This window comes from Actinoplanes sp. HUAS TT8 (genome assembly GCF_051380535.1).
In the GTDB taxonomy this organism is placed as follows: domain Bacteria; phylum Actinomycetota; class Actinomycetes; order Mycobacteriales; family Micromonosporaceae; genus Actinoplanes.
In genome coordinates this window covers 7,334,321-7,357,550 of record NZ_CP195646.1, presented here as the reverse complement: position 1 = coordinate 7,357,550, position 23,230 = coordinate 7,334,321, and the positions used below count along the sequence as shown (strand labels likewise).

19 protein-coding genes are annotated in these 23,230 nt (G+C 70.7%); 17 read left to right on the top strand and 2 right to left on the bottom strand.

What is annotated here, in order from left to right:
- Positions 1 to 7 precede the first annotated feature (7 nt).
- From ACSHV8_RS32455 to ACSHV8_RS32395, 13 genes are all read left to right on the top strand, one after another.
- A complete protein-coding gene (locus ACSHV8_RS32455; RefSeq protein WP_436521974.1) occupies positions 8 to 721 on the top strand; it encodes a YggS family pyridoxal phosphate-dependent enzyme in 714 nt (237 codons plus the stop codon).
- Between the two features lie 190 nt (positions 722 to 911).
- Positions 912 to 1,667, top strand: a complete 756-nt coding sequence (locus tag ACSHV8_RS32450; RefSeq protein WP_436521972.1) for a cell division protein SepF — start codon at positions 912 to 914, stop codon at positions 1,665 to 1,667.
- Between the two features lie 23 nt (positions 1,668 to 1,690).
- Complete coding sequence (locus ACSHV8_RS32445) at positions 1,691 to 1,990, top strand: YggT family protein (RefSeq protein WP_436521970.1); 300 nt, start codon at positions 1,691 to 1,693, stop codon at positions 1,988 to 1,990.
- Positions 1,991 to 2,040: 50 nt separating this feature from the next.
- Positions 2,041 to 2,853, top strand: coding sequence for a DivIVA domain-containing protein (locus tag ACSHV8_RS32440; protein ID WP_436521968.1), 813 nt, complete (start codon positions 2,041 to 2,043; stop codon positions 2,851 to 2,853).
- 33 nt (positions 2,854 to 2,886) lie between these two features.
- Entirely contained in the window at positions 2,887 to 4,014 is a 1,128-nt protein-coding gene (locus ACSHV8_RS32435) for a hypothetical protein (RefSeq protein ID WP_436521966.1), read from the top strand.
- A gap of 156 nt (positions 4,015 to 4,170) precedes the next feature.
- Positions 4,171 to 4,476 carry a DUF167 domain-containing protein gene (locus tag ACSHV8_RS32430; protein WP_436521964.1) on the top strand — a complete coding sequence of 102 codons (306 nt, stop codon included), beginning with the start codon at positions 4,171 to 4,173 and terminating at the stop codon, positions 4,474 to 4,476.
- A 308-nt stretch (positions 4,477 to 4,784) separates the two neighbouring features.
- Positions 4,785 to 5,195 (top strand): TraR/DksA family transcriptional regulator, encoded by a 411-nt coding sequence (locus ACSHV8_RS32425; RefSeq protein WP_436521962.1) that lies wholly within the window; start codon positions 4,785 to 4,787, stop codon positions 5,193 to 5,195.
- On the top strand, positions 5,168 to 5,773 hold the full coding sequence (lspA, locus tag ACSHV8_RS32420) for a signal peptidase II (protein WP_436521960.1): 606 nt from the start codon (positions 5,168 to 5,170) through the stop codon (positions 5,771 to 5,773). The genes ACSHV8_RS32425 and lspA overlap by 28 nt, the downstream gene beginning before the upstream one ends.
- Complete coding sequence (locus tag ACSHV8_RS32415) at positions 5,770 to 6,699, top strand: RluA family pseudouridine synthase (RefSeq protein ID WP_436521958.1); 930 nt, start codon at positions 5,770 to 5,772, stop codon at positions 6,697 to 6,699. Before lspA ends, ACSHV8_RS32415 begins: the two co-directional genes overlap by 4 nt.
- A 92-nt stretch (positions 6,700 to 6,791) precedes the next feature.
- The gene (locus tag ACSHV8_RS32410) at positions 6,792 to 7,733 is read left to right on the top strand and encodes a hypothetical protein (RefSeq protein WP_436521956.1); all 942 of its coding nucleotides are present in this window, start codon (positions 6,792 to 6,794) and stop codon (positions 7,731 to 7,733) included.
- Between the two features lie 185 nt (positions 7,734 to 7,918).
- A complete protein-coding gene (locus ACSHV8_RS32405; RefSeq protein ID WP_436521954.1) occupies positions 7,919 to 9,430 on the top strand; it encodes a MinD/ParA family ATP-binding protein in 1,512 nt (503 codons plus the stop codon).
- A gap of 36 nt (positions 9,431 to 9,466) precedes the next feature.
- On the top strand, positions 9,467 to 13,000 hold the full coding sequence (gene dnaE / locus ACSHV8_RS32400) for a DNA polymerase III subunit alpha (RefSeq protein WP_436521952.1): 3,534 nt from the start codon (positions 9,467 to 9,469) through the stop codon (positions 12,998 to 13,000).
- Between the two features lie 30 nt (positions 13,001 to 13,030).
- Positions 13,031 to 13,777 (top strand): hypothetical protein, encoded by a 747-nt coding sequence (locus ACSHV8_RS32395; RefSeq protein WP_436521950.1) that lies wholly within the window; start codon positions 13,031 to 13,033, stop codon positions 13,775 to 13,777.
- On the opposite strand, the gene ACSHV8_RS32390 is transcribed toward ACSHV8_RS32395, so the two are convergent.
- The gene (locus tag ACSHV8_RS32390) at positions 13,692 to 14,399 is read right to left on the bottom strand and encodes an LON peptidase substrate-binding domain-containing protein (RefSeq protein WP_436521948.1); all 708 of its coding nucleotides are present in this window, start codon (positions 14,397 to 14,399) and stop codon (positions 13,692 to 13,694) included. The two genes, ACSHV8_RS32395 and ACSHV8_RS32390, sit on opposite strands and share 86 nt — an antisense overlap.
- 120 nt (positions 14,400 to 14,519) lie before the next feature.
- On the opposite strand from ACSHV8_RS32390, the gene hisD (ACSHV8_RS32385) reads away from it, so the two are divergent.
- From hisD (ACSHV8_RS32385) to hisD (ACSHV8_RS32370), 4 genes are all read left to right on the top strand, one after another.
- Positions 14,520 to 15,848: a histidinol dehydrogenase gene (hisD, locus tag ACSHV8_RS32385; RefSeq protein ID WP_436521946.1), complete on the top strand. Its 1,329-nt coding sequence runs from the start codon at positions 14,520 to 14,522 to the stop codon at positions 15,846 to 15,848.
- A gap of 88 nt (positions 15,849 to 15,936) precedes the next feature.
- Complete coding sequence (locus tag ACSHV8_RS32380; RefSeq protein ID WP_436521944.1) at positions 15,937 to 17,853, top strand: HAD-IA family hydrolase; 1,917 nt, start codon at positions 15,937 to 15,939, stop codon at positions 17,851 to 17,853.
- On the top strand, positions 17,850 to 18,920 hold the full coding sequence (locus ACSHV8_RS32375) for a pyridoxal phosphate-dependent aminotransferase (RefSeq protein ID WP_436521942.1): 1,071 nt from the start codon (positions 17,850 to 17,852) through the stop codon (positions 18,918 to 18,920). The genes ACSHV8_RS32380 and ACSHV8_RS32375 overlap by 4 nt, the downstream gene beginning before the upstream one ends.
- A gap of 10 nt (positions 18,921 to 18,930) precedes the next feature.
- The gene (gene hisD / locus ACSHV8_RS32370; RefSeq protein WP_436521940.1) at positions 18,931 to 20,268 is read left to right on the top strand and encodes a histidinol dehydrogenase; all 1,338 of its coding nucleotides are present in this window, start codon (positions 18,931 to 18,933) and stop codon (positions 20,266 to 20,268) included.
- Here the strand turns inward: hisD (ACSHV8_RS32370) and ACSHV8_RS32365 are convergent.
- Entirely contained in the window at positions 20,255 to 23,212 is a 2,958-nt protein-coding gene (locus ACSHV8_RS32365) for a tetratricopeptide repeat protein (protein ID WP_436521938.1), read from the bottom strand. The genes hisD (ACSHV8_RS32370) and ACSHV8_RS32365 overlap by 14 nt on opposite strands.
- Positions 23,213 to 23,230: the final 18 nt, after the last annotated feature.

Genomic DNA, 23,230 nt, shown 5'->3' with positions numbered 1-23,230 from the left:
GCGGCCGATGGTTGATCACGAGACGCGGCGGGCCGAGCTCGCCGCCAATCTCCAGCGGGTGCGCGAGCGGATCACGCGCGCCTGCGAGGCGGCCGGGCGCCCGGCGGAATCGGTCACGCTGACCGCGGTGACCAAGACGTACCCGGCGAGCGACGTGCTGTTGCTCGCCGGGCTCGGCGTCACCGACGTCGGGGAGAACCGGGACCAGGACGCGTCCGGCAAGGCGGCCGCGGTGCGGGCGGCCGGCGTGCGGCTGCGCTGGCACTTCGTCGGACAGTTGCAACGCAACAAGGCAAAATCGGTTTCCGCGTACGCCGATGTGGTCGAGTCCGTGGACTCGCTCCGCCTGGTCGAGGCGCTGGCCCGGGCCGCCGTCGCGGGGCGCGACGAGCCGCTTGAGGTGCTGGTCCAGGTCAGTCTGGACGGCGCGCCGGATCGCGGCGGCGTGTCCGGTGACGATCTCTGGCGGGTATCCGACGCGGCGGCCTCTTCGGACGGTCTGCGGCTGGGCGGGCTGATGGCCGTCGCCCCGCTGGGCTGGGAGCCCGACCGGGCCTTCGAGCGACTGGCCGAATTGGCCGGTCAGCTGGTCAAGGCCCATCCCGGTGCCACGACGGTCTCGGCCGGCATGAGCGGCGACCTGGAGGCCGCCGTCCGGCACGGGGCGACACACGTACGGATCGGTACATCTTTACTCGGGATGCGAAACTCGCTGCGGTAGCCTTGCGGCGGGCAGCAAACTACACAGGTGTTGTTTTACGCGACGCGTCTCCAGCAGGCGGCCGTTGCGTCCGACGACGCAGCGTCGCAGCGGGTCACGGGTCCTGATCGGACTCGATGTCCGGCTCACCAGGGGGGACGCGGCACGCCATGAGGGGGCGCGGGCCGCAGAGCGGACGGAGGTGGGGGCAATGAGTACTTTCCGGAAGGCGGCCGTCTGGCTGGGTCTCGCCGAGGAGGAGGACGACCGCGAGTACGAGGAGCGTGGCTACCAGGAGCGCTCCTACCGGACGCCCCGGGGCGGCCGGGATCACGATCGTGACCACCGTTACTCCGACAGCGGTCGATACTCCGACGGCTTCGACGACGACGAGGTCGAGGAGGAGCGGCCGGTGCCTCGGTCGCGCCCCGAGCGGGACCGTCCGGAGCGGGACCGGTCCGAGCGTTCCAGCCGGCTCAGCGAGCGCGTCTCCTCGGTACGCGCCGAACTGGACCGGGAGGACGACGACCGGATCGAGCGGGGCAGCAGCGTCCGCTCCATCACCCGCCCGTCGGTGGCGCCCGAGCAGTCCTCGGCGATGACCTACTCCACCCGGGAGAACCTGGCGCTCGCTCCGCAGCCGGTGCACCAGCCGCAGGTCCAGCACCGCCCGCACGAGGAGGAGCAGCGGTATCAGATCACCACGCTGCACCCCACGACGTACCGCGAGGCGCGGACCATCGGCGAGCATTTCCGCGACGGCGTGCCGGTCATCATCAATCTCACCGAGATGGATGAGTCGGACGCCCGCCGTCTGGTCGACTTCGCGGCCGGACTGGCGTTCGGCCTGCGGGGTACGATCGAGCGCGTGACCAACCGGGTTTTCCTGCTCTCACCGGCGAATGTCCAGGTCACCGCGGAGGACAAGGCCAAGATCGCTGAGGGTGGCTTCTTCACTCAGAGTTGACCCGAACGAGGGATCCGCCGGACGTGCTGTCGATCGTGTTCCAGATTCTCTATCTGTTGGTGTACTTCTTCTTCCTGCTGCTGCTGGGCAGGTTCGTCCTGGGAGCGGTGCTGCAGTACGGGCGCCGTTGGCAACCCGGCCGGGGTGCATCCGCCACACTCGAATTGGTGTGGAGCGTCACGGATCCACCCCTGAAGGCGTTGAGGCGTGTGATCCCACCGCTGCGCATTGGTAACGTGAGTTTGGACCTGGCTTCCATCGTGCTGCTGGTTATCCTGTTCGTGCTCATGGAGTTAGTGCTACGTAATCTCATCACGCCTTAACAGCTAGACAGCAGCCCCAACCGCGGCCGCGACTGACCCGAGGAGTTTCGATGCCGCTGACCCCGGCCGACGTGCATAACGTCGCCTTCAAGAAGCCCCCGATCGGCAAGCGGGGGTATGACGAGGAGGAGGTCGACGCCTTCCTGGACGAGGTCGAGCGCGAGCTCGCCCGTCTGATCGAGGAGAACAACGAGCTGCGCGCCCAGGTGGAGCGCGGCGGTCGGGGTGGCGCGCCAGCCGGCCCGGGCGCCGATCCTCGCCTCGCGGCCGAGCTCAACGACCTCAAGGCCCAGCTGGACCGTGTCCAGCGGGACAAGTCGGCCGCCGAGCAGGCGGCCCGGCAGATGCAGGCCGAGCTGGAGCAGGTGCGCACGCAGGGCCCCGGCCCCGGTGCCGGCCCGACCGGCGCCGACGGTGAGCAGCAGGCTCTCCGGGTGCTGATGATGGCCCAGCGCACCGCCGACGACCACGTGTCCGACGCCCGGCGCGAGGCCGACAAGCTGCTCTCCGACGCCCGTTCCAAGGCGGAGGAGGTCACCCGCGAGGCCCGGGCCAAGGCCGACGCCCTCGAGCGCGACGCGCGTCAGCGGCACCAGGAGGCCATGGGCGGCCTGGACGCCAAGCGGACCGCGCTGCAGAAGCACATCGAGGAGCTCAAGCAGTTCGAGCGGGAGTACCGCACGCGACTGAAGGCGTACCTCGAGAGCCAGCTGCGCGACCTCGACGGTCGTGGCCAGGGCCTGGAGGCCGAGATGGCGCGGGCCGACGCGAGCCGCTCGGTCGGTGGTTCCGGTGGTCTCGCCGCGGCCGGCCTGGCCGGGTCCTACGGCGGCCGTTCCAACGCCATCGAATCGGGTCGCTGACCGCAGCCCCGCACCGCGCGACGAGGATGAGCCATGATTTCTGCTAGTCTCCCGCTCATCCTCGTCGGGGTGGTGTGCCTCGCGATCGGCCTGGTCCGCGGGTCGAGCAGCCTTCTCATAGCCTCGATCGTGGCCAGTCTGCTGGCCGCCGTCGCGCTCGTCATCGGCCTCCGGCAGAGCGCCGCGACCCGCCGCCCCGAGGCGCCCGGCATGCCGGATGCGCTGGACGACGGTGACCCTCCCGGTCCCGCTCCGCGCCGCACCGCTGGGGCGCCCGACGCCCACGATTCTGCCCCGGCCGGCGCCGCGTCCGCAGCCGATTCCGGGTTCGCCGGCGACTCTCCCTACGCTGCCGGCTCCTATGCCTCCGAGTCCTACGCGACCGACCGGTCCTCCGCGGCGGGGCACACCGACCCGATCGGTTTCCCGGCCGCTGACGAGGTATACGAAGAACACCCGGTTACGGATCAAGGCCGACAAGGCGATCTTCCGCGTACGGGGGAAGGCGCGCGTGGCGCGGGAACACACCTGACGGACGAATCCGTCGTTTCGCCGGACTATCGGGCTGCCTCGTCGACGATCGGCGCGGCCCGCGGCACCGAGGCGGACGACCAGGCGTGGCGGCGGCCGGGCTCGTCCGGACCCACCGCGTCCGCGGACTCCCCGGCCGGGCCCACCGCTTCCGCCGAGTCCCCGGCCGGGCCCGGGACCTCGGGCTACGCGGCTGGTCCGGGGACTTCGGATTACGTGGCCGGGCCTGCGGGCTCCGGCTCCTACGCGGCCTCGGGTGGTTCGCCGAGTGCGGCGCCCTCGGGGGGTGCCTACTCCGGTTCGGCCGGGGGCTTCCCGGTGCAGGGCTCCGGTCCCGGGGCCACCGACCCCTCGCTGGTGGACGAGTTCGGCGAACCGGACGCGGACGACCCCGACGACGAGCCGCTGCCGCAGGCGGTCCAGCCCACCGACGCGGTCCAGGTGGCCCGGCTCGACACCGAGGTGCTGGTGGTCGACGGGCGGCCGAGGTACCACATGGCCGACTGTCCGCACCTGGTCGGCCGGCTCACCGAGTCGCTGCCGGCGGCCGAGGCGGTCGAGCTGGGCTTCAGCCCGTGCGGCCTGTGCCGCCCGGTGGACCGCCTCCTCGGCGCCAACGCCCGCCGCTGATCCCACCGCATCGCCCGCCTGCTGGACGCCGACGGCCGCCGCTGGTCCCGGCCGGGTTGCCTCGGCACCCCTGAGGCACCCCGGAGAGCCAGCTTGAACCGTGAGTTTGGGGCCGGGCTTTCGGGGGTGGGGGATGACGGCGGGAGAATGGTGGGTATGGGCGAACGCGGTCAAGGGGCCGGGGTTTCCGTGGCGGTGCGGGTTCGGCCCGGGGCCGGGCGGACCAAGGTCGGGGGAAGCTATCCGGGGCCGCACGGGCCGGCGCTGATCATCGCGGTGGGGGCGCCCGCCGTGGACGGGAAGGCCACCGAGGCGGTTCGGCGGGCCTTGGCCGACGCACTCGGCGTGCGAGCCGCCGCTGTCGCCCTGCGCATCGGGGCCACGAGCCGGGACAAGGTTTTCACCGTGGACGCGTCGCCCGACGAGATCGCCGTCCGTCTCACCCCGCTGCTCGGCGGATGAGGCTCGTCGCTCGGGAGGAGAGGCTTGCTGGGTGGGTGAGGGGCGTTGCCCGGAGGGTGGGGATTGCTGGTCGGGTGGGGCTCGGGGGTGGAGTGTCGGCGGGCTTGCGGGCGGTGACAACTGGTGATGCCTGAGTTACGCGGGGTGTATTCTCGATCGTCCGGGTGGATCGACCCGGTGGGTGTGGGTGGGATCGCCCGCGCCGGGCATGGGGGAAGACAGGGAATCGGCGGGACGGCTGCGACGGGCCTCCTGTTCCGGTTCGAGGACCGCTGATCGCCGCGCCGGGCGTGGCTGAGGGAGCGATGATGGCCAAGGCAACCGACATCCGGTCCGCGCAGGGCGACGAGCGGGCCCGCTCCGCGGCCGAGACCGAGGAGATCCGGGTGGCGTTGACGACCCGGCTGACCGAGCTGCAGGCCGAGTACGATCATGCGCTCAGTGAGATCACCGAGCTTTCGCGGGAGCGGCTCGCCGACTCGGCCGGGGACGACCAGGCCGACACCGGCACCAAGACGTTCGAGCGGGAGCAGGAGATCACGCTGGCCAACAACCTGCTCGAGCGGATCACACAGGTGGAACGCGCCATCGATCGGCTCGGGACGGGCAACTACGGTTGGTGCGAGCGGTGCGGTAACCAGATTCCGGTGGAACGACTGGCCGCGTTCCCGTCCGCGACTCTCTGTGTCTCTTGCAAGCAGTTGGAGGAAAGACGCTGAACGCCGAAAAGGCCTCGCGGTTCGCCCCGCGCGCCGTGGCGGTGCTGGGCGCTACCGCGCTCATCGCACTGGCCGTCGACCAGTGGGTGAAGTACCTCTCCACCGAGAATCTCGACCCGAACGAGCCGAAGCGGATCCTCGGCGGCCTGATCTACCTGTCGCTGCTGCGCAACAGCGGCGCGGCGTTCAGCTTCGGCAGCGCGTACACCTGGATCTTCCCGTTGATCACGCTGGTGGTGATCGGCTGGATCGGCTGGATGGCCACGAAGCTGCGGTCGGTGCCGTGGGCGCTCGCGCTCGGGCTCGTGCTCGGCGGCGCGCTGGGTAACCTGACCGACCGGCTGTTCCGGGCTCCCGGCCCGTTCCAGGGTCACGTGGTCGACATGATCAGCGCTTTCGCGCCGTACGGCGAAAGGTTTGCGGTCTTCAATATCGCGGACAGCTGCCTCACCGTCGGCGTCTGCCTCGCGGTGCTGCTGGAACTGACCGGGCGGCAGCGTGACGGCAGCCGCCTGCGGGGTAAGGGCAAAGTAGGGGCGGAATCGGACACGACTACCGGGACGGAGGAAACGGCATGAGCGACACACGTTCCCTCCCGGTTCCCGACGGGCTTGACGGCATGCGGCTGGACCAGGCGGTCTCCCGGTTGTTCGGGCTCTCCCGGACAGCCGCGGCCACCCTGGTCGAGGACGGCAACGCGCTGGTCGACGGCATTCCCCGGCCGAAATCGGACAAGGTCGCCGCGGGCTCGTGGCTCGAAGTGACCCTGCCGCCGCCGGTGACCGCCCCGGTCCTGGTGGCCGAGCCGGTGCACGGGATGTCGGTGATCTACAGCGACGACGACATCGTGGTGGTCGACAAGCCGGTCGGCGTCGCGGCCCACCCCAGCCCCGGCTGGACCGGTCCGACGGTGGTCAGCGGCCTGGCCGCGATGGGTCAGAACGTGGCCACCAGCGGCGCCGCCGAACGTCAGGGCATCGTGCACCGTCTCGACGTCGGCACCACCGGTCTGATGGTGGTCGCCAAGTCCGAGATGGCGTACAGCGTGCTGAAGCGGGCGTTCAAGGAGCGCGAGGTGGAGAAGCGCTACCACGCGGTGGTGCAGGGTCACCTCGATCCGCTGCGGGGCACGATCGACGCCCCGATCGACCGGCATCCGACGGCCGACTACCGGTTCGCGGTGATGTCCGGCGGCAAGCCGAGCGTCACCCACTACGACACGCTGGAGGCGTTCCGCTCGGCCAGCCTGGTCGACGTCAGACTGGAGACCGGGCGCACCCACCAGATCCGGGTGCACTTCTCGGCGCTGCGGCACCCCTGCGTCGGCGATCTCACGTACGGTGCGGATCCAACGCTGGCGGCCCGGCTGAAGCTGGAACGGCAGTGGCTGCACGCACGTGAGCTGGCTTTCGTCCACCCCCGGACGCACGATGAGGTCCGGTTCGTCAGCGACTACCCTGCTGACCTGAAATACGCGCTGGACGTCCTGCAGGACGTCGGCTGACCTGCTGATTCGGGAGACCCCGTGTGACACGCGCGCATCGTCTGCGAGCGGTCCTCGTCAGGTTCGGGGGCGGTTCGCTCCGGTTGCAGTTGATGACCGGGGTGGCGCTCGCCGCTACCGCGACGCTGGTGTTCGCCGTCGCCTGGGCCGGCCGTCCGGGTGGTCCGGACGATCCGGACCCGGGCGACGTCGTACGGGTCGGGGTCGTCGAGGGCCAGACCGTCGGCGGGTACGTGGATTCGTCGCGCCGCGAGCTGGCCATGCTCACCGACCCTTCGGCCCCGGCCGCCGGGGACACGTGGGCGTTGGTCAGCCTGCACGACTACACGGCCCCGGATCGGCTCCCGGTCCTGCTCGCCGGGGCGGCGGTGGCCCAGGTGTACGTCCGGGTGCCGCTGCCGGACGCACGGACCCAGGTGTCGCTCATCCCGGCCTACTCGATGCCCGGTGACGTGACCGCCGGCATGCTCAACGCCGCCCTGGTCCGTGATCAGGAGCAGGCCGACTACTCGCGCCTGGAACGCTCGCTGGCCGGCGAGGGACAGCGGGAGCGGCGACTGCGGCAGACGTACGCGAACGCCGCCGGAACCGCGGCGCGGGAGGCCGCGGCGTACCGGCAAGGGTGTTCCTGTGTTTTCGCGGCGGTGATCCATGCCGCACCGGCGGCTCTGGACGCGATCGCGACCCGGGCCGGCGTGCGGGCCGTGGATCCGGCGCCCGAGGTGCGCAGCCTGGACCGGACGGAGTTCCGCCCGCCGCTGCCGGAGGAGAACGGCACGGTGTCGGCCGAGCCGTCCGTGACGCCTGTGCCAACCGCGGTTCCGGACGTTGCCCCGGGCTCGCCGTCCCGGTTACCGTCGTCGATCGGGATCACTGTGACTTCCACCTCACCGACCGGCAGCTCACTGGTGCCGGCGTCCTCCTCCGGCTCGTCGCCGGAGCCGGTTGACGTACCCTCGGAGGCGGAGATGAGCACAGCTCACGCCACTACCGGCGCGCCCTCCGGATCATCCGTCGCTGAACCGCAACGTTAGTTCTTCCGTCTGAAGAAACGTTCGGGTGGATGCACGTGCACGACCGGCGTGCCGCCATGTGATCAAGAACGACAGGGGGATGGGCAGTCGGTCGGTGGCCCGAATAGGGTTCTCGTCCGTAGCCTGTCTTGGCGAGAACCCCTCGCCGGAGAACGACGTCGGGTAAGGCGCAGAAGGGACAAGCCGTGGACGGGACCGAGACCGGCTGGGGCCGGCCTGCGGAACCAGCCCCGCGCTGGCGGGCTCTGCTCGACCGTGCCCGGCACGGTCACCGTGCCGAGGAGCCCGCGGAGGAGCCGAAGGCGGAACCGGCCGCGGTTCCGCAGCAGTGGGGCCAGCAGGCGCCGCCGACCCGCGGGTCGGCCCGGCCGGTCAACCCGCTGGACAACCGGGGCTTCGACGGGCAACGCCCGGATGCCCGCCCGCCGGCTCCGGCCGAGCCACCACGGGCGATGCCGCAGCGCCCGGTGAACCCGCTGGACCCGCGCTGGCAGGGCCGCCCGGAGCAGGCGCAGCCGAGCAGCTACTTCGAGCCGGCGCCGCGGAGCCCGCAGCCTCCGGTCGCCCCGCCGCAGCCCCCTCAGCCACCGGCCCGGGGCGGTTATCCGCCCGCGCCGACCTACCCGCCGTCGGCCCCCCAGCCGAACGGATACCCGCAGCCCAACGGCTATCCACAGCAGCCGCCGGCCTACCCGCAGGCGTATGCGCCGGCCGCGCCCCCGGTGGCTCCGCCGGTCGCCCCGCGCCCGGTGGCTCCGCCGGTCGCCCCGCCGCCCGCGCCGGTGGCCCAGCCGATCCCGGTCGCGCCCAGCTCCCCGGCGGTCGCGCCCCGGCTCGACCCGGCCACCTCGGGCGCCCGGATCGAGTGGCGGCAGTCCCGCACCGACGACGGGATGGAACGGGCCGTCGCGGTGATGCGCCGCAAGCTGGGCAAGCCCCGCGTGCTGGCGTTCGCCAATCCCAAGGGCGGCGTGCACAAGACCACCGCGACCGTGCTGGCCGCGGCCACCATCGGCAGCGTCCGCGGTCGCGGCGTGCTCGCCTGGGACGACAACGAGCTGCGGGGCACGCTCGGCCTGCGGGCCGGCAGCGCCCGCCACGCCCGGACGATCAAGCACCTGCTGGCCGACCTGATGCGGATCGAGGGCCTGCACGGCGACGCGCTGCTGCAGGAGCTCGACGCGTATCTGCGGCACGCCTCCGACGGCTCCTACGACGTGCTGGCCGGTGAGGAGAACCCGCGGTTCGCCCAGCGGCTGGACCAGAACACCGTGCGCCGGGTGATGGACCTGCTCCGTCGTACGCATGATGTGATCTGCGTCGACACCGGCAACAACGTCGAGAGCGTGAACTGGCAGACGGTCATGCGATCGGCCGATCAGCTGGTGATCACCACGGTGCCCCGCGAGGACGCCGCCTTCACCGCCGACTGGATGCTCGACGTCCTGGAGGAGAGCGGGATGGGCGACATGGTGGCCAACGCCGTGACGTTGATCTCCTGTCCGTCGCCGGGCGCGCTGCCGCTGCTGGAGGACTTCAAGAAGCACTTCGCGACGCGGACCCGTGGGGTGGCCGTGGTGCCCTACGACCCGGCGCTGGAGGTGGGTTCCTCGATCGAGTACGGGGACCTTCAGCCGGAGACCCGGCAGGCTTGGCTACGAGCGGCATCACTGATGCTCGAGCCCTTCGCGGAGTAAGCTGAGCGACCTCGCCAACAGAAGAGGGGGACCCGGGTGTCCGACTCGTTCGTGCATCTGCACGTTCACACCGAGTATTCGATGCTCGACGGAGCGGCCCGGGTCAAGGAGCTCATCGGGGAGGCGAAGCGGCTGGGCATGCCGGCCGCGGCGATCACCGATCACGGCAACATGCACGGCGCGTATGAGATGTACAAGCAGTCCAAGGACGCCGGCATCACCCCTCTGATCGGCGTCGAGGCGTATGTCGCGCCCGAGTCCCGGCTGAACAAGACCCGCATCAAGTGGGGCCGCCCGGAGCAGAAGTCGGACGACATCTCCGGTAACGGTGCGTATACCCACATGACCATGTGGGCCCGCAACGCGGTCGGTCTGAAGAACCTGTTCCGCCTCAACTCCCGGGCCTCGATCGAGGGGCAGCTCGGCAAGTACCCGCGGATGGACTTCGACATCATCGCGGAGCACGCCGAGGGCATCATGGGCACCACCGGCTGCCCGTCCGGCGCGGTGCAGACCCGCCTGCGGCTCGGCCAGTTCGACGAGGCCCTCAAGTCGGCCGCCCTGTACCAGGAGGCGCTCGGCAAGGAGAACTACTTCCTCGAGATCATGGACCACGGTCTGTCGATCGAGAAGCGGGTCCGCGACGGCCTGCTGGAGATCAGCAAGAAGCTCGACATCCCGCCGTTGGTCACCAACGACTCCCACTACACGTACGAGGAGCAGTCGGCCGCGCACGACGTGCTGCTCTGCGTGCAGACCGGCAGCAACATCGCCGACCCGAACCGGTTCCGTTTCGACGGCAACGGCTACTTCGTGAAGTCGGCCGACCAGATGCGTGCCGTGGACTCGTCCGAGGCCTGGCAGGAGGGCTGCCGCAACACGCTGCTGGTGGCCTCCCGGGTCGACATCGACGGCATGTTCACGTTCAAGAACCTGATGCCCCGGTTCCCCATCCCGGACGGGTATTCCGAGGAGGAGTACTTCCGGCACGTCGCGTTCGAGGGCCTGCGCAAGCGTTTCCCGGACGGGATCCCGGAGACGCACGTCGCCCAGGCCGAGTACGAGCTCGGCGTCATCATCCAGATGGGCTTCCCGGCGTACTTCCTGGTCGTCGCCGACTTCATCCAGTGGGCCAAGGACAACGGCATCGCGGTCGGTCCGGGCCGTGGTTCCGCGGCGGGCTCGCTGATCGCGTACGCCATGGCCATCACCGACCTGGACCCGATCCAGCACGGGCTGATCTTCGAGCGGTTCCTCAACCCCGAGCGCGTCTCGATGCCCGATGTCGACATCGACTTCGACGAGCGCCGGCGCGGTGAGGTCATCCGTTACGTGACCGAGCGCTGGGGCGACGACAAGGTCGCGCAGATCGCCACGTTCGGCACGATCAAGGCCAAGGCCGCGATCAAGGACTCGGCCCGTGTGCTCGGTTACCCGTTCGCGGTCGGCGACCGGATCACCAAGGCCATGCCGCCGGACGTGATGGGCAAGGGCATCACGCTGGGCGGCATCTTCAACAAGGACGACAAGCGGTACAACGAGGCCGGTGAGATCCGCTCGCTGTACGAGACCGACCCGGACGTCAAGAAGGTCATCGACACCGCCCGCGGCATCGAGGGCCTGATCCGGCAGACCGGTGTGCACGCCGCCGGCGTCATCATGAGCGCCGAGCCGATCATCGATCACATCCCGCTGATGCGGCGGGCCGCCGACGGCGTCATCATCACGCAGTTCGACTACCCCACCTGTGAGGGGCTCGGCCTGCTGAAGATGGACTTCCTGGGCCTGCGCAACCTGACGATCATCGACGACGCCAACAAGAACATCGAGCTCAACCACGGCGCCCCGCTCGACCTGCTGGCCCTGCCGCTGGACGACAAGCCGGCCTACGAACTGCTGGCCCGCGGCGACACGCTCGGTGTGTTCCAGCTCGACGGCGGGCCGATGCGCTCGCTGCTGCGCCTGATGAAGCCGGACAACTTCGAGGACATCTCGGCCGTCCTGGCGCTGTACCGTCCGGGCCCGATGGGCGTCGACTCGCACACCAACTACGCGCTCCGCAAGAACAAGCTCCAGGAGATCACCCCGATCCACCCGGAGCTGGAGGAGCCGCTGCGGGAGATCCTGGAGCCGACGTACGGCCTGATCGTCTACCAGGAGCAGGTGCAGCGCGCCGCGCAGATCCTGGCCGGCTACAGCCTCGGCCAGGCCGACCTGCTCCGCCGCGCGATGGGCAAGAAGAAGAAGGAGATCCTCGACAAGGAGTTCATCCCGTTCCGCGACGGCTGCCGCGAGCACGGTTACTCCGACGAGGCGATCCAGGCGGTGTGGGACGTGCTGGTCCCCTTCGCGGGGTACGCGTTCAACAAGGCCCACTCCGCGGCCTACGGCCTGGTCTCCTACTGGACGGCGTACCTGAAGGCGCACTACCCGGCCGAGTACATGGCCGGTCTGCTCACCAGCGTCGGCGACGACAAGGACAAGATGGCCGTCTACCTGGCCGAGTGTCGTCGCATGGGCATCCAGGTGCTGCCGCCGGACGTGAACCAGTCGGCCGGCCCGTTCACCCCGGTCGGCAAGGACATCCGGTTCGGTCTGGGCGCGGTCCGCAACGTCGGCGGCAACGTGGTCGAGGCGATCGCCCGGTGCCGTAAGGAGAAAAGTGCCTACACCGACTTCTACGACTTCCTGTCCAAGGTGGACGCGGTGGCCTGCAACAAGCGGACCATCGAGTCGCTGATCAAGGCCGGGGCGTTCGACTCGATGGGGCACAGCCGCAAGGGCCTGCTCGCCGTGCACGCCGACGCGATCGACGCCTTCACCGACGTCAAGCGGAAGGAGGCGACCGGCCAGTTCGACCTCTTCGGGGCGTTCGGCGACGAGAACGGCGGGTCCACCTCCATGGTGGCGATGCCCACCATCCTCGACGCCGAGTGGGACAAGCGCGACAAGCTCACCTTCGAGCGGGAGATGCTCGGGCTCTACGTCTCCGACCACCCGCTGGCCGGTCTGGAGCAGGTGCTGCAGAGCAACGCCGACGTCAGCATCGCCGCGCTCAACGAGGAGGGCTCGGTCCAGGACGGGCAGATCGTCACGATCGCCGGCATCCTGACCGGCGTCCAGCGCCGGATCACCAAACAGGGCCGGGCGTGGGCCTCGGCCACCGTGGAGGACCTGGCCGGTGGCGTCGAGACGTTGTTCTTCCCGAACACGTACGAGGTGATCGGCCAGTACATCGCCGAGGACGCGATCGTGGTGGTCAAGGGCCGGGTGGACCGTCGTGACGACACCCCGCGGATCATGGCGATGGACATGTCCATCCCCGACGTCTCGCACAACCCGGACAGCAAGCCGGTGGTCCTGACCATGCCGATCACCCGGGTCACCCCACCGCTGGTCGACGAGCTCAAGGACATCCTCTCCGGTCATCCGGGCGACACCGAGGTGCACGTCCACCTGCAGAACGGCAAGCGGACCACGGTCGTCCGGCTGGTCGCGGCCCGGGTGGCGGCCACCCCGGCACTGCGCGCCGACCTGAAGATGATCCTCGGTCCGGCGGCCGTCGCCTGACCCGCGGGCCGGATCTGGAAGGATCAGAGGGTGCAACCTGAGGATCCCGGGACACCGACACCGGTTGTTTTCGACAAGCCGGCGGTGGGCCCGTCGTGGTGGCGGCTCCAGCAACGGAGTCGCCGGCCGCTGCGGCGGACACTCGCCGTCGGGTTCGGCAGCGCGGCGGTGGTCACCGTGCTCGGTGCCCCGCTCGGGCTGCTCTGGCATCAGCTGGCGCCGACCGTGCCGGTGATCGACGCCGGGACGAACGGCATCGTCGTCAACGACCCGTCCCCGGAGCAGTACATCGCCGCCGACGGCTGGCTCACCCTGCTCGGCATCGGCTTCGGCCTGATCGTGGCGCTGGCCGCGTGGCTCGTCCTGCGCCGTGACCGGGGGCCCGCGTTGCTGCTCGGCGTGGTCGCCGGGGCCGGCGCCGCGGTGAAGTGGGTGGCCGTCCCCCTGGGTGAGCTGATCGGCAAGGACGCGTACGAGCACTGGCGGGCCACGGCCGCCCAGGGCTCCACCTATCTCGCGCCGCCGGCCCTGCACTCGGTCGGCCCGACCCTGGTCCCGGCGTTCGTCGCGGCGATCGTGCTGACCCTGCTGGCCGGCTGGTCCAACGACCCGGATCTGGAACAGCCGGGCGCGCAGCCCGGCTACGGCCCCAACCACGGGCAGTACGAGGAGCCGTTCGAGTCGCCGATGATCAGTTCGGGCTGGCCGGCCGGGCCAGATCCGACAGCGGCACCGGCACCGCCCGCACCCGGGCCAGCAGACCAGCCTCGCGGTTGAGCAGCCGCAGCTCGGCCCGCAGCCGGGCGGCGGTGTCGGGCGCGGCCAGCAGCGCGTGCCGTTCGTCCACGGTGAGCTGGGCGGTCGCGGCGACCAGGTGGGAGAGCACGGTCGCGTCCTCCGGCATCTGGTCGAGGATGTCGGCGCCCGGCCGCAGCAACTGAAGGTAGGTCTGGAAGGCGGCCAGCACCCGGGGCTTGAGCAGCTCGGCCGTCACGTCCGGGGCCTCGTCGTCGGGCAGCCACTCGACCTCGGCGGTCAGGTAAGGCTCGGCCCCCTGGGCGACGCCGACCACCCGGAACCGGCGGCGGCCCACCGTCATGATGTCGAACCGGCCGTCCGGCAGCTCGCTGACGTGCCGCATCTCGGCGGTGCAACCCACCTCGTACAGCTCGGCGGTGCCGACCGGCGCGGGTGGCGGGACCGGGCCCTCGCCCGGCTCGGGCGCCACCTCGGTGCCGTGCCGGAGCGTGACCACGCCGAACTCGGCCGGTGGCTCGGCCGGACGGGCCTGCAGTTCCCGCACGAGAGCGCGATAACGCTCCTCGAAGATGTGCAGGGGCAGCACCAGACCGGGGAAGAGCACCGTGCTCAGCGGGAAGACCGGCAGCCGATCGCTCACGCGTTCAGCCTAACGTTCCGCTGACCTTGGTCAACCCGCTGTGTGATCAGCCTGTCCCGAGCGTGGCGGGCTTCGGCGAATGTCTTTCAGGTTCGGCCGTCGCGAATCTACACTGTCGCCGTGCTGAACCGTATCGACCTGCGCGGATCCCGCCGGGACCCGCGCGGCCTGCTGCCCCGTGCCCAGCTCGACGTGTCCGTGGCCGTCGAACGGATTCGCCCGGTCGTGGAGGCGGTGAGGGAACACGGCTTCAGCGCGATCCGCGAGGCCACCGAGCGATTCGACGGTCTGCGGCTGGAACGCCTGCGGGTGCCCGCCGCCGCGATCGCCGCCGCCGCCGAGACGCTCGACCCCAAGGTTCGCGCGGCCCTGCTGGAGACGATCAAGCGGACCCGCAAGGTGCACGCGGCCCAGCGCCGCACCGACGTCGCCACCCAGGTGGTCGACGGCGGCACGGTCACCGAACGCTGGGTGCCGGTGCGCCGGGTCGGGCTGTACGTGCCCGGCGGCCTCGCCCTCTACCCGTCGACGGTGGTCATGAGCGTGGTCCCGGCCCAGGAAGCCGGGGTCGAGGGCCTGGTCGTGGTCAGCCCGCCGCAGCCGGACAACGACGGCCTCCCGGACTCCCGGGTGCTGGCCGCCTGCCAGCTGCTCGGCGTGACCGAGGTCTACGCGGTCGGCGGCGCCCAGGCGATCGCCATGATGGGCTACGGCTCCCGCGGGACGGCCGCCGCGGACGACCCGGCCGGCTTCGAGCACTGCGAGCCGGTCGACATGATCACCGGCCCCGGCAACGTGTGGGTGACCGCGGCCAAGCGGCTGCTGCGCGGCGTGGTCGGCACCGACACCGAGGCCGGACCGACCGAGATCGCCATCCTGGCCGACGAGACCGCCGACCCCCGGCACGTCGCGGCCGACCTGATCAGCCAGGCCGAGCACGACCCGCTCGCGGCCAGCGTGCTGGTGACCGACGCGCCGGCGCTGCTCGACGCGGTCGAGGCCGAACTGGCCGTCCAGGTCGCGGCGACCAAGCACCGCGAGCGGGTGCAGGCCGCGCTGACCGGTGAGCAGTCCGGAGTCGTGCTCGTGGACGATCTGGAGCACGGGCTGACGGTCGTGGACGCGTACGCCGCCGAGCACCTGGAGATCCAGACCCGGGACGCGCGGACGTGGGCCATGCGGGTCCACAACGCCGGCGCGGTCTTCGTGGGCGCCTGGTCGCCGGTGTCGCTGGGCGACTACCAGGCGGGCTCCAACCACGTGCTGCCGACCGGCGGCTGCGCCCGGCACTCGTCCGGGTTGTCGGTGCAGACGTTCCTGCGGGGCATCCACGTGATCGAGTACGACGAGTCGGCGCTGCGCGACGTCCTCGAACACGTGGTCGCGCTGGCCGAGGCCGAGGATCTCCCGGCGCACGGCGACGCGGTCCGGGTGCGGTACACATCCTGACGGACACGCTGTCCGGGGGAGGCCGCCGGGCCGTCCCACACCCTGGTGGGAACGGTCCTCCCGATGGGGCGCTGGATATGATTCCAGGATGTTGCTGGGAGAGATCGAGGTGCCGGACGGCACGTCAGCGCTACTGCTCGACATGGATGGTGTCCTGTTCGACACCCTTTCTATGGACTTCGAGGTCGTCGGACGGCTCTTGCGGAAGCATGTCGGCGACGTCGCGGTCTCGGTCGAGGACATCCGGCGCTTCTTCCCGCATCCCCTTCCCCGCTTCTGGCAGCTGATCGGCGAGGCGGCCGGTGCCACGCTCACCGAGGAGCAGATCGCCCAGCTCGTGGCCGACCACGACGAGGAGCGCCGCACCACCGTGCCGGTCACTCTGGACGGTGTTCCCGCCCTGGTGAAGGGTGCTCGCTCGGCCGGCCTGCGCGTCGTCGTGGTCTCCAACAACCCGCAGGACGAGGTCCGGCACATGCTGAAGTCGGGCGGGCTGCTCGACCACGTCGACGAGGTCGTCGGCAACGACGAGCCCGGCGTCGCCTCCAAGCCGGCCCCGGACATGTACCTGGCCGCCGCCCGCCGGGCCGGTCAGGACCCGGCCGCCTGCGTCGCGGTCGAGGACTCGGTGCTCGGCCTCCAGGCCGCCCACACCGCCGGCTGCTGGACCATCGGCGTCGCGACCGGGGCCGACACGTTCCGCGCGCTCGCCGAGTCGGGCTTCGCCAACCGGGCCTATCAGCGGCTCGTCGCTCCCCGGGTGACCCTGGGCCGCCTGGGCATCACGAACAAGACGCTGCACACGCCGAACGACTTCGTCAGCCACATGGTCGAGCACATCGCCTGGCGGCTCGGCTGCTCCATCGACATGGAGTGGACGAACGACGACTGGCGTGCCCTGGGCGCGGCTCTGGGCGCCGAGATCGCCGCCATGCCGCGCCTGCGGGACACCAGCGCCGCTCTCGGCATGATCGACGACGGCAGCGCCGAGGTGACGATCCGCGTGGCGGCCGACGGCGGCCGCGTCCGTCTCGCGTCGGCCGAGGAGGTCGACCTGGACTGGTTCCTCTCCGTGCGCTGCGAGCAGCTCACCCACGGCACGCCCCTGGTCGAGCTGCTGGAGTCGTTCGCGGCGACCATCGGCATCGACATCGACGTCACCGTCGGCAGCTTCGAGGACCCGCACCACACCTGGGAGGGTGTGTACCGGGCGGTCGGCATCGCGCTCGACCGCATGTACAACGCCACCCCGGACGCGGTCGAGCTGCCGGAGACCACCGGCTCCGGTGTCGCCCCGGCCGCGCCGGTCAGCGCGGTCGAGGCCGGCTGGACCACGGACGCGGTCTCGCCGACCGCCGTCCGGGTCAGCCGGGCCACCGCCGAGAGCGTCGTCTCGGTCGATCTCGCGCTCGGCACCCCGCAGACGGACGTGGCCATCCAGGTCAACGGTTCCGTGTCGGTGGACGGACTCACCGGGCTGCTGGAGGACTTCGCGGCCGCGGCCGGGCTCCGCCTGACCGTCCGGTTCGAGGCGACCCGGCTCTCCTCCAGCCACGTCATCACCGAGGACGTCGGCATGGTGATCGGCCGGGCCCTGCGGGCGATGGCGATCGCGCGGATGGGCGCGCTGGGCATCTACGGCGCCGGCTCCAACGTGCACGACGTCGACGACGTGGAGCAGGGCGTCCGCGTCGGGCTGAGCATGGAGGGCCGGAAGTTCTGGAAGTACGTGCCGATGCGGGGCACCTACGCCGCGTTCCGGCGTGGGTTCCTGATCGGGCACACGGTCTCCGGTGACCTGTTCAGCGAGGACCTGGACGACTTCATCGACGGCTTCGCCGGCGGCATGCAGGCCAGCGTCATGGTCCACGTGGGCGAGGGTGTCGACCCGGCGGCCGGCTGGCCACGGGTCTTCGCCGGGCTGGGCCGCGCCGTCGAGGAGCTGCTGAGTCACAACCCGTACCGGAAGGCTCTGGCCCCTGGGGTTAAGGCGACGCTGGCATGACGCTGCCGTTCCTCTCCTCGGTCGCCGACGCCGCCGAGTACGTGCCGGACTGGTCGGATCTCGACCGGCGGAAGATGATCCGGCTCGACCGGAACGAGTCCACCGCCCCGCTGTCGCCCCGCGTCGCCCGGATCCTGTCCGACTGGGTCACCTCGCGCGGCGTCTTCGAGTACCCGGAGTACCGGGAGCTGATCCCGGCGATCGCCGGGTATTGCGGTGTCCCGGCCGACTGGGTGCTCCCGACCAACGGCTCCGACCAGGCGATCGACGTGACGCTCCGGGCGTTCCTGACCACCGGTTCGACCCTGCTGGTGGCCCGCCCCGAGTTCGTCATCTTCGGTCACGTGGCGGGCATCGCGGGCGCGAGCGTCACCGGTGTCCCCTACGGGCCCGACCTGTCGTTCCCGTACACGGCGTTCGAGGCGGCGCTCGCGACCCGCCCGACGGTGATCGCGTTCATCAACCCGAACAATCCGACGGGTACGGCGGTGGACCGCGAGTTCATCCTGAAAGTGGCCCGGGAGCACCCGGACACCCCGGTCGTGGTCGACGAGGCGTATTTCGAGTTCGCCGGCGTGACCGTCGTCCCCGACATCGCGGAACACCCCAATCTCATCGTGCTGCGGACGTTCTCGAAGGCGTTCGCGATGGCCGGCCTGCGGGTCGGCTACGTGATCGCCCGCCCCGAGGTGGTCCAGCAGCTGGTCAAGGTGCGGGGGCCGTTCGACATCAACACGCTCGCGGCCGTCGCGGCGACGGCGCAGCTGGATCATCCGGACGAGATGCGGGCGTACGTGGCCGAGCAGATGACCGTCGTCAAGCCGGCCGTCTGCGATTTCCTGCGCGGGCACGGTGTGGAGTTCTGGCCGGGCGCCGCGAACTTCGTGCTGATCCGTCCGCCGGACTGCGACCGGGTCATCGACGACCTGCGGTCCGCGGGGATCCTGGTCCGTCGCCAGAAGAGCCCGCTCCTGGCCGGCTCGTTCCGCGCCAGCCTCGGTACTCGCGCCGAGATGAACACCTTCATCGACGTGTTTCAGAAGCTCGTGCCGCGGCCGAGCGCCTAGAGGTGGAAAAATGACTGATGTGAATAGATTTGTGCTTCGTGACCTGACCGCCGAGCAGCGTCGTCAGCTGCTTCAGCGCGCCCGCGGCGACTACTCCTCCAAGGAGAGCGTCGTCCGGGAGATCATCGGCGAGGTCCGGTCGCGCGGTGACCAGGCGATCGTCGACTTCGCGGCCAAGTTCGACGGGGCCACGCTGAGCCCGGACGCGATCAAGGTCACCGACGAGGAGTTCGCCGCGGCCGAGCTGGCCGTCGACCCCGAGGTGCGGGCCGCGCTGGAGGTCGCCATCGGCAACATCCGCCGCCACCACACCTCCCAGCTGCCGCAGTCGACGTGGATGGAGGAGGTGCAGCCGGGCGTCGTCGTCGGCGAGCGCTGGTCCCCGATCGCGTCGGTGGCGCTGTACGTGCCGCGCGGCAAGGGCTCGTTCCCGTCGGTCATGACCATGCTCTGCGTTCCGGCCGTGATCGCCGGGGTGCCGGAGATCGCCGTGGCCACGCCCCCGGGCCCGGACGGTTCCGTGGACGCCGCCTCGCTGGTCGCGGCCGCGCTCTGCGGGGTCAAGACGATCTACAAGGTCGGTGGCGCCCAGGCGGTGGCCGCGCTGGCCTACGGCACCGAGACCGTGAAGCCGGTCGAGAAGATCATCGGCCCGGGCAACCAGTACGTCTCCACCGCCAAGCGGGTGGTGTACGGCGACGTCGACCCCGGTCTGCCCGCCGGCCCGAGCGAGTCCGTGATCCTCTGTGACCAGAACGCCACCCCGGAGGTCGCGGCGCGCGAGCTCCTCGTCGAGGCCGAGCACGGCCCGGACTCGGCGGCGGTCCTGGTGACCCACTCGCGGGAGCTGGCCGACGCGGTCGAGAAGCTGATCCCCGGCCTGACCGCCGACCTGCCCGAGCAGCGCCGCGAGTTCATCGCCACCGTGCTGTCGAACTTCGGTGGCATCGTGCTGACCGACAGCCTCGACGCGTCGATCGCCTTCGTGAACGAGTACGCCCCCGAGCACCTCCGGGTGCTCGTCGACGACCCGTTCGCGCTGCTGCCGAAGCTCGTGCACGCCGGTGAGCTGATGCTCGGCGAGAACACGTCGATCCCGTTCGGGAACTTCGCCATCGGGGTGAACGCGATCCTCCCGACCGGCGGGACCGCGCGGAGCCAGTCCTGTGTGGGCACGCTCGACTTCCTCAAGCGGTCGTCGTTCGCCTACGTCACCGACGAGGGCGTCGCCGCGGTCGGGCCGGCCGCCGTGACCCTGGCGACGTACGAGGGGTTCCCGGCGCACGCCGCCGCCGCCCAGTTCGTGGTGGACCGGGTGCGGGACCGCCAGGCGGCTAAGGAAAGTTGAGTGTGATCGGAGGCGTCTGGTCCGGACTGTCCGCGAGGGCCCGGGCCAGCGCCTCCTCGGTTCCCAGACGCAGCGCCGCCGCCTCCTTCGCGGTCCTGGTCAGCAGCTTCTTGGCCTTGCGTTCCTTCCCCTCGGCCCGCCGGGCCATGGCGAGGAGTATCTGGCACTGGATCCGCGGGTGGGCGAGCTGCTTCTCGCTGTACACCGCCAGGATCTCCTCCAGCTCGCCGACCGGGAGCTCACCGTGGGCGACCCGGCGCAGGTCGGCCACGCCCATCCGGGTGTGGGCGATCTCGGTGCCGCTTCCGGTTTCCGTGAACCGCTTCAGGGCGCCGGCGTAGAACTCCTCGGCCTCGTCGAACCGCTCGGACTGCCGGGCCGTCTCGGCGAGCCCGAGGAAGGCCCAGCCCTCGCTCCGCGTGTCGCCGACCTCCTGGCACAGCCGGAGTCCTTCGCGATGGGACTGGTGCGCCTCCTCGAGTTCGCCGGTGAGCCGGCGGACCTCGGCGACACCCCACAACCCGTACCCCTGGCGTTCCAGGTTGTCGGTGGCCTGGGCCTGCTCCAGCGAGTTGGTGTAGGCCTCCAGCGCGCCCGGCCAGTCGCCCATCAGGCGCCGGACCTCGCCCAGCCCGAACTCGACCTCGATGACACCGTCCCGGTCGAAGATCGTCTCGAAGTCCTGACCGGCGGCCTCGTAGCGCTCCACCGAGGTCGCGTACTCCGCGCTGAGCCGGTGCAGTTTGCCCAGGCCGAGGTTGGCCCAGCCGGACTCGCGGAGAGCGTTGTGCGTGCGCAGGGCCCGGGCGATCCGCGACGCCTGTTCGTACTGCTCCTTGGCCTCGGTGTACCGGCTCGCCATCCGCAGCGTGTTCGCGTAGCGGTTGCGGGTGGCGGCGGCCTCGACGGTCTTGTCGTCGAGCAGGGTCAGCGCCATCTCCCACTGCCGGGCGGCCCGGGTGAACTCGCCGTTGATGTTCAGCGTGCTGGCGATGATGACGTGCAGCCGGGGAATCTTCGACTCGGGCACCGCCTGCCGGTTGAGCAGCAGCCCGTCGATGAGGTGGCGCATCGGGCGGGCGTTGCCCTGGCCGATGATCGCGTCCCGGTTGTCGAACATCAGGTCGACGGCGGCGCTGGTGCTGCGCGGCTTGTTCATCTCCATGAGGACCCGGGCGCCGCCCAGGAAGCGCTTGTGGGCCACGTAGACGTCGGCGGCGTCACCGCGGGCGGCGCTGATCATCTCGGCGTCGGAGGTCGCCAGCACGGCGCGGCTCACGTTGGAGTGCACGGTCAGCCGGCTCTCGGACTCCCTGATCAGGGGCGGGCTGTGCCGCAGGGTCTCCACGATCGCGTTGAAGTCGCCGACCTTGGCGACCTCCCGGACCAGCTCGGTGGGCTCGGGGCCGCCCAGCACGGCGAGGGACAGCAGGATCCGCCGGGCGCTCTGCGGGATCTCGCCGAGGTACCGGTTCAGCCAGTGCCGCAGCAGTTCCGCGGGCTCGGCGGTGTCGTACGCCCCCTGCTCGACCGCCTGCCGCCAGCCGGGCGACCGGACGAACTGCTCGACACAGGTGATGTCCTTGCCGAGGTCGGCGATGAACCGCAGCGCGGACTCGGAGACCGTGATGTCGTGCAGCCCGAGCAGCCCGGCGGTCTCCTGACCGCTGAAGCCCTCGATCTCGTGGACCGGGTAACCCCACTCCTCGGGCTCCTGGTCCCACGACGTGATCATCACGCGGGAGCCGGCCCGCCCGGCGGTCGAGGCGAGGTGGGTCAGGATGTCGAGGAGATCCTCCTGCCCGAGCCGGCGCAGATTGTGGATGTTGTCCAGGACCAGGACGTGCGGCCGGGCCCGGAGAAGACCGGCGGCGATCTCGCGGGCCGGCTGGGTGTCCTGGGCGAAGCCGTCGCTGACGCACTCCTCGATCAGCTCGACCGATCCCTGCTTCTCCAGCAGGTAGAGCCCGAGGGTACGGAGAAAACGCTCGACGCTGCGGTTCGCGAGAACCTCCAGGTCGTACCAGAAGACGCGCCCGTCGGCCCCGGCCGGCAGACCACGCGCGACCTCGGCCGCGATCATGGACTTGCCGCTGCCCGCGGCGCCGTGCAGCACGACACCCGGCGCCTCCTTCATCGAGCGGGTGATCTGCTCGACGACGGCCCGCTCGGCCAGGAACCGGCGGGGCAGCGGCGGCGGCGCGAAGTTCTTCGACGCCAGCATCAGCTCCGAGCTGTTGGCCGCGAGGTGCTGCAACGCCTCCTGCCGCCAGGCGGTCGCCAGCGCGTCGAAGTCCTCCCCGGTGTCGAGCCGGGAGAGCAGGGCACTGTCCAGCACCGAGGTGTCCGCGGTCAGCCGCTCGTCGTCGCGGAAACCGATGGCCGACCCGATCACACTGTGCGATCGCAGGTCGATGACCGGGCCGCCGCTCTGGCCCTTGCCGCGGATCGACATGGCCACCCGGAGCCGCCGCCGCTCCGGCACCAGGCGCAGGAACTCGCCGTTCAGCGAGCCGATCCCCGGCGTCCCGCCGTCGCTCGCGGTGAAACCGTAGATGCGCAACGGCGCGCAGTCCGGCAGCGGGTCCTGGGCCACCGGATGTTTGCGGAGGGGGAGATAGGAATGCGGCTCGTCGTGCACGATTCGCAGCACCGCCCAGTCGCCCGCCTGGTCGTACCAATCGTCTTTCCAGACGACCCGGACGGTGCGCCACGGTTCGGGAATCTCGTCCCGGTTGTCGCGGCTGAGTTCCAGCGCGAAATCGGCCGGGATGTCGAGAGCGCGACGAGCGACGGCGTGGAATGCTGTTATCAGCAGACCGGTGGGAGAAACGAAGAAGCCGGTGAAGACGCCACCGCCGTGGACCGGATCGCGGAGCCGGACGACGCAGTCCCGTACGCGAGCCGCAAGGAATTCGTCGAGGAGCGCGGCCTGCTGGGTCATGGCGACGAAACCGCCGGG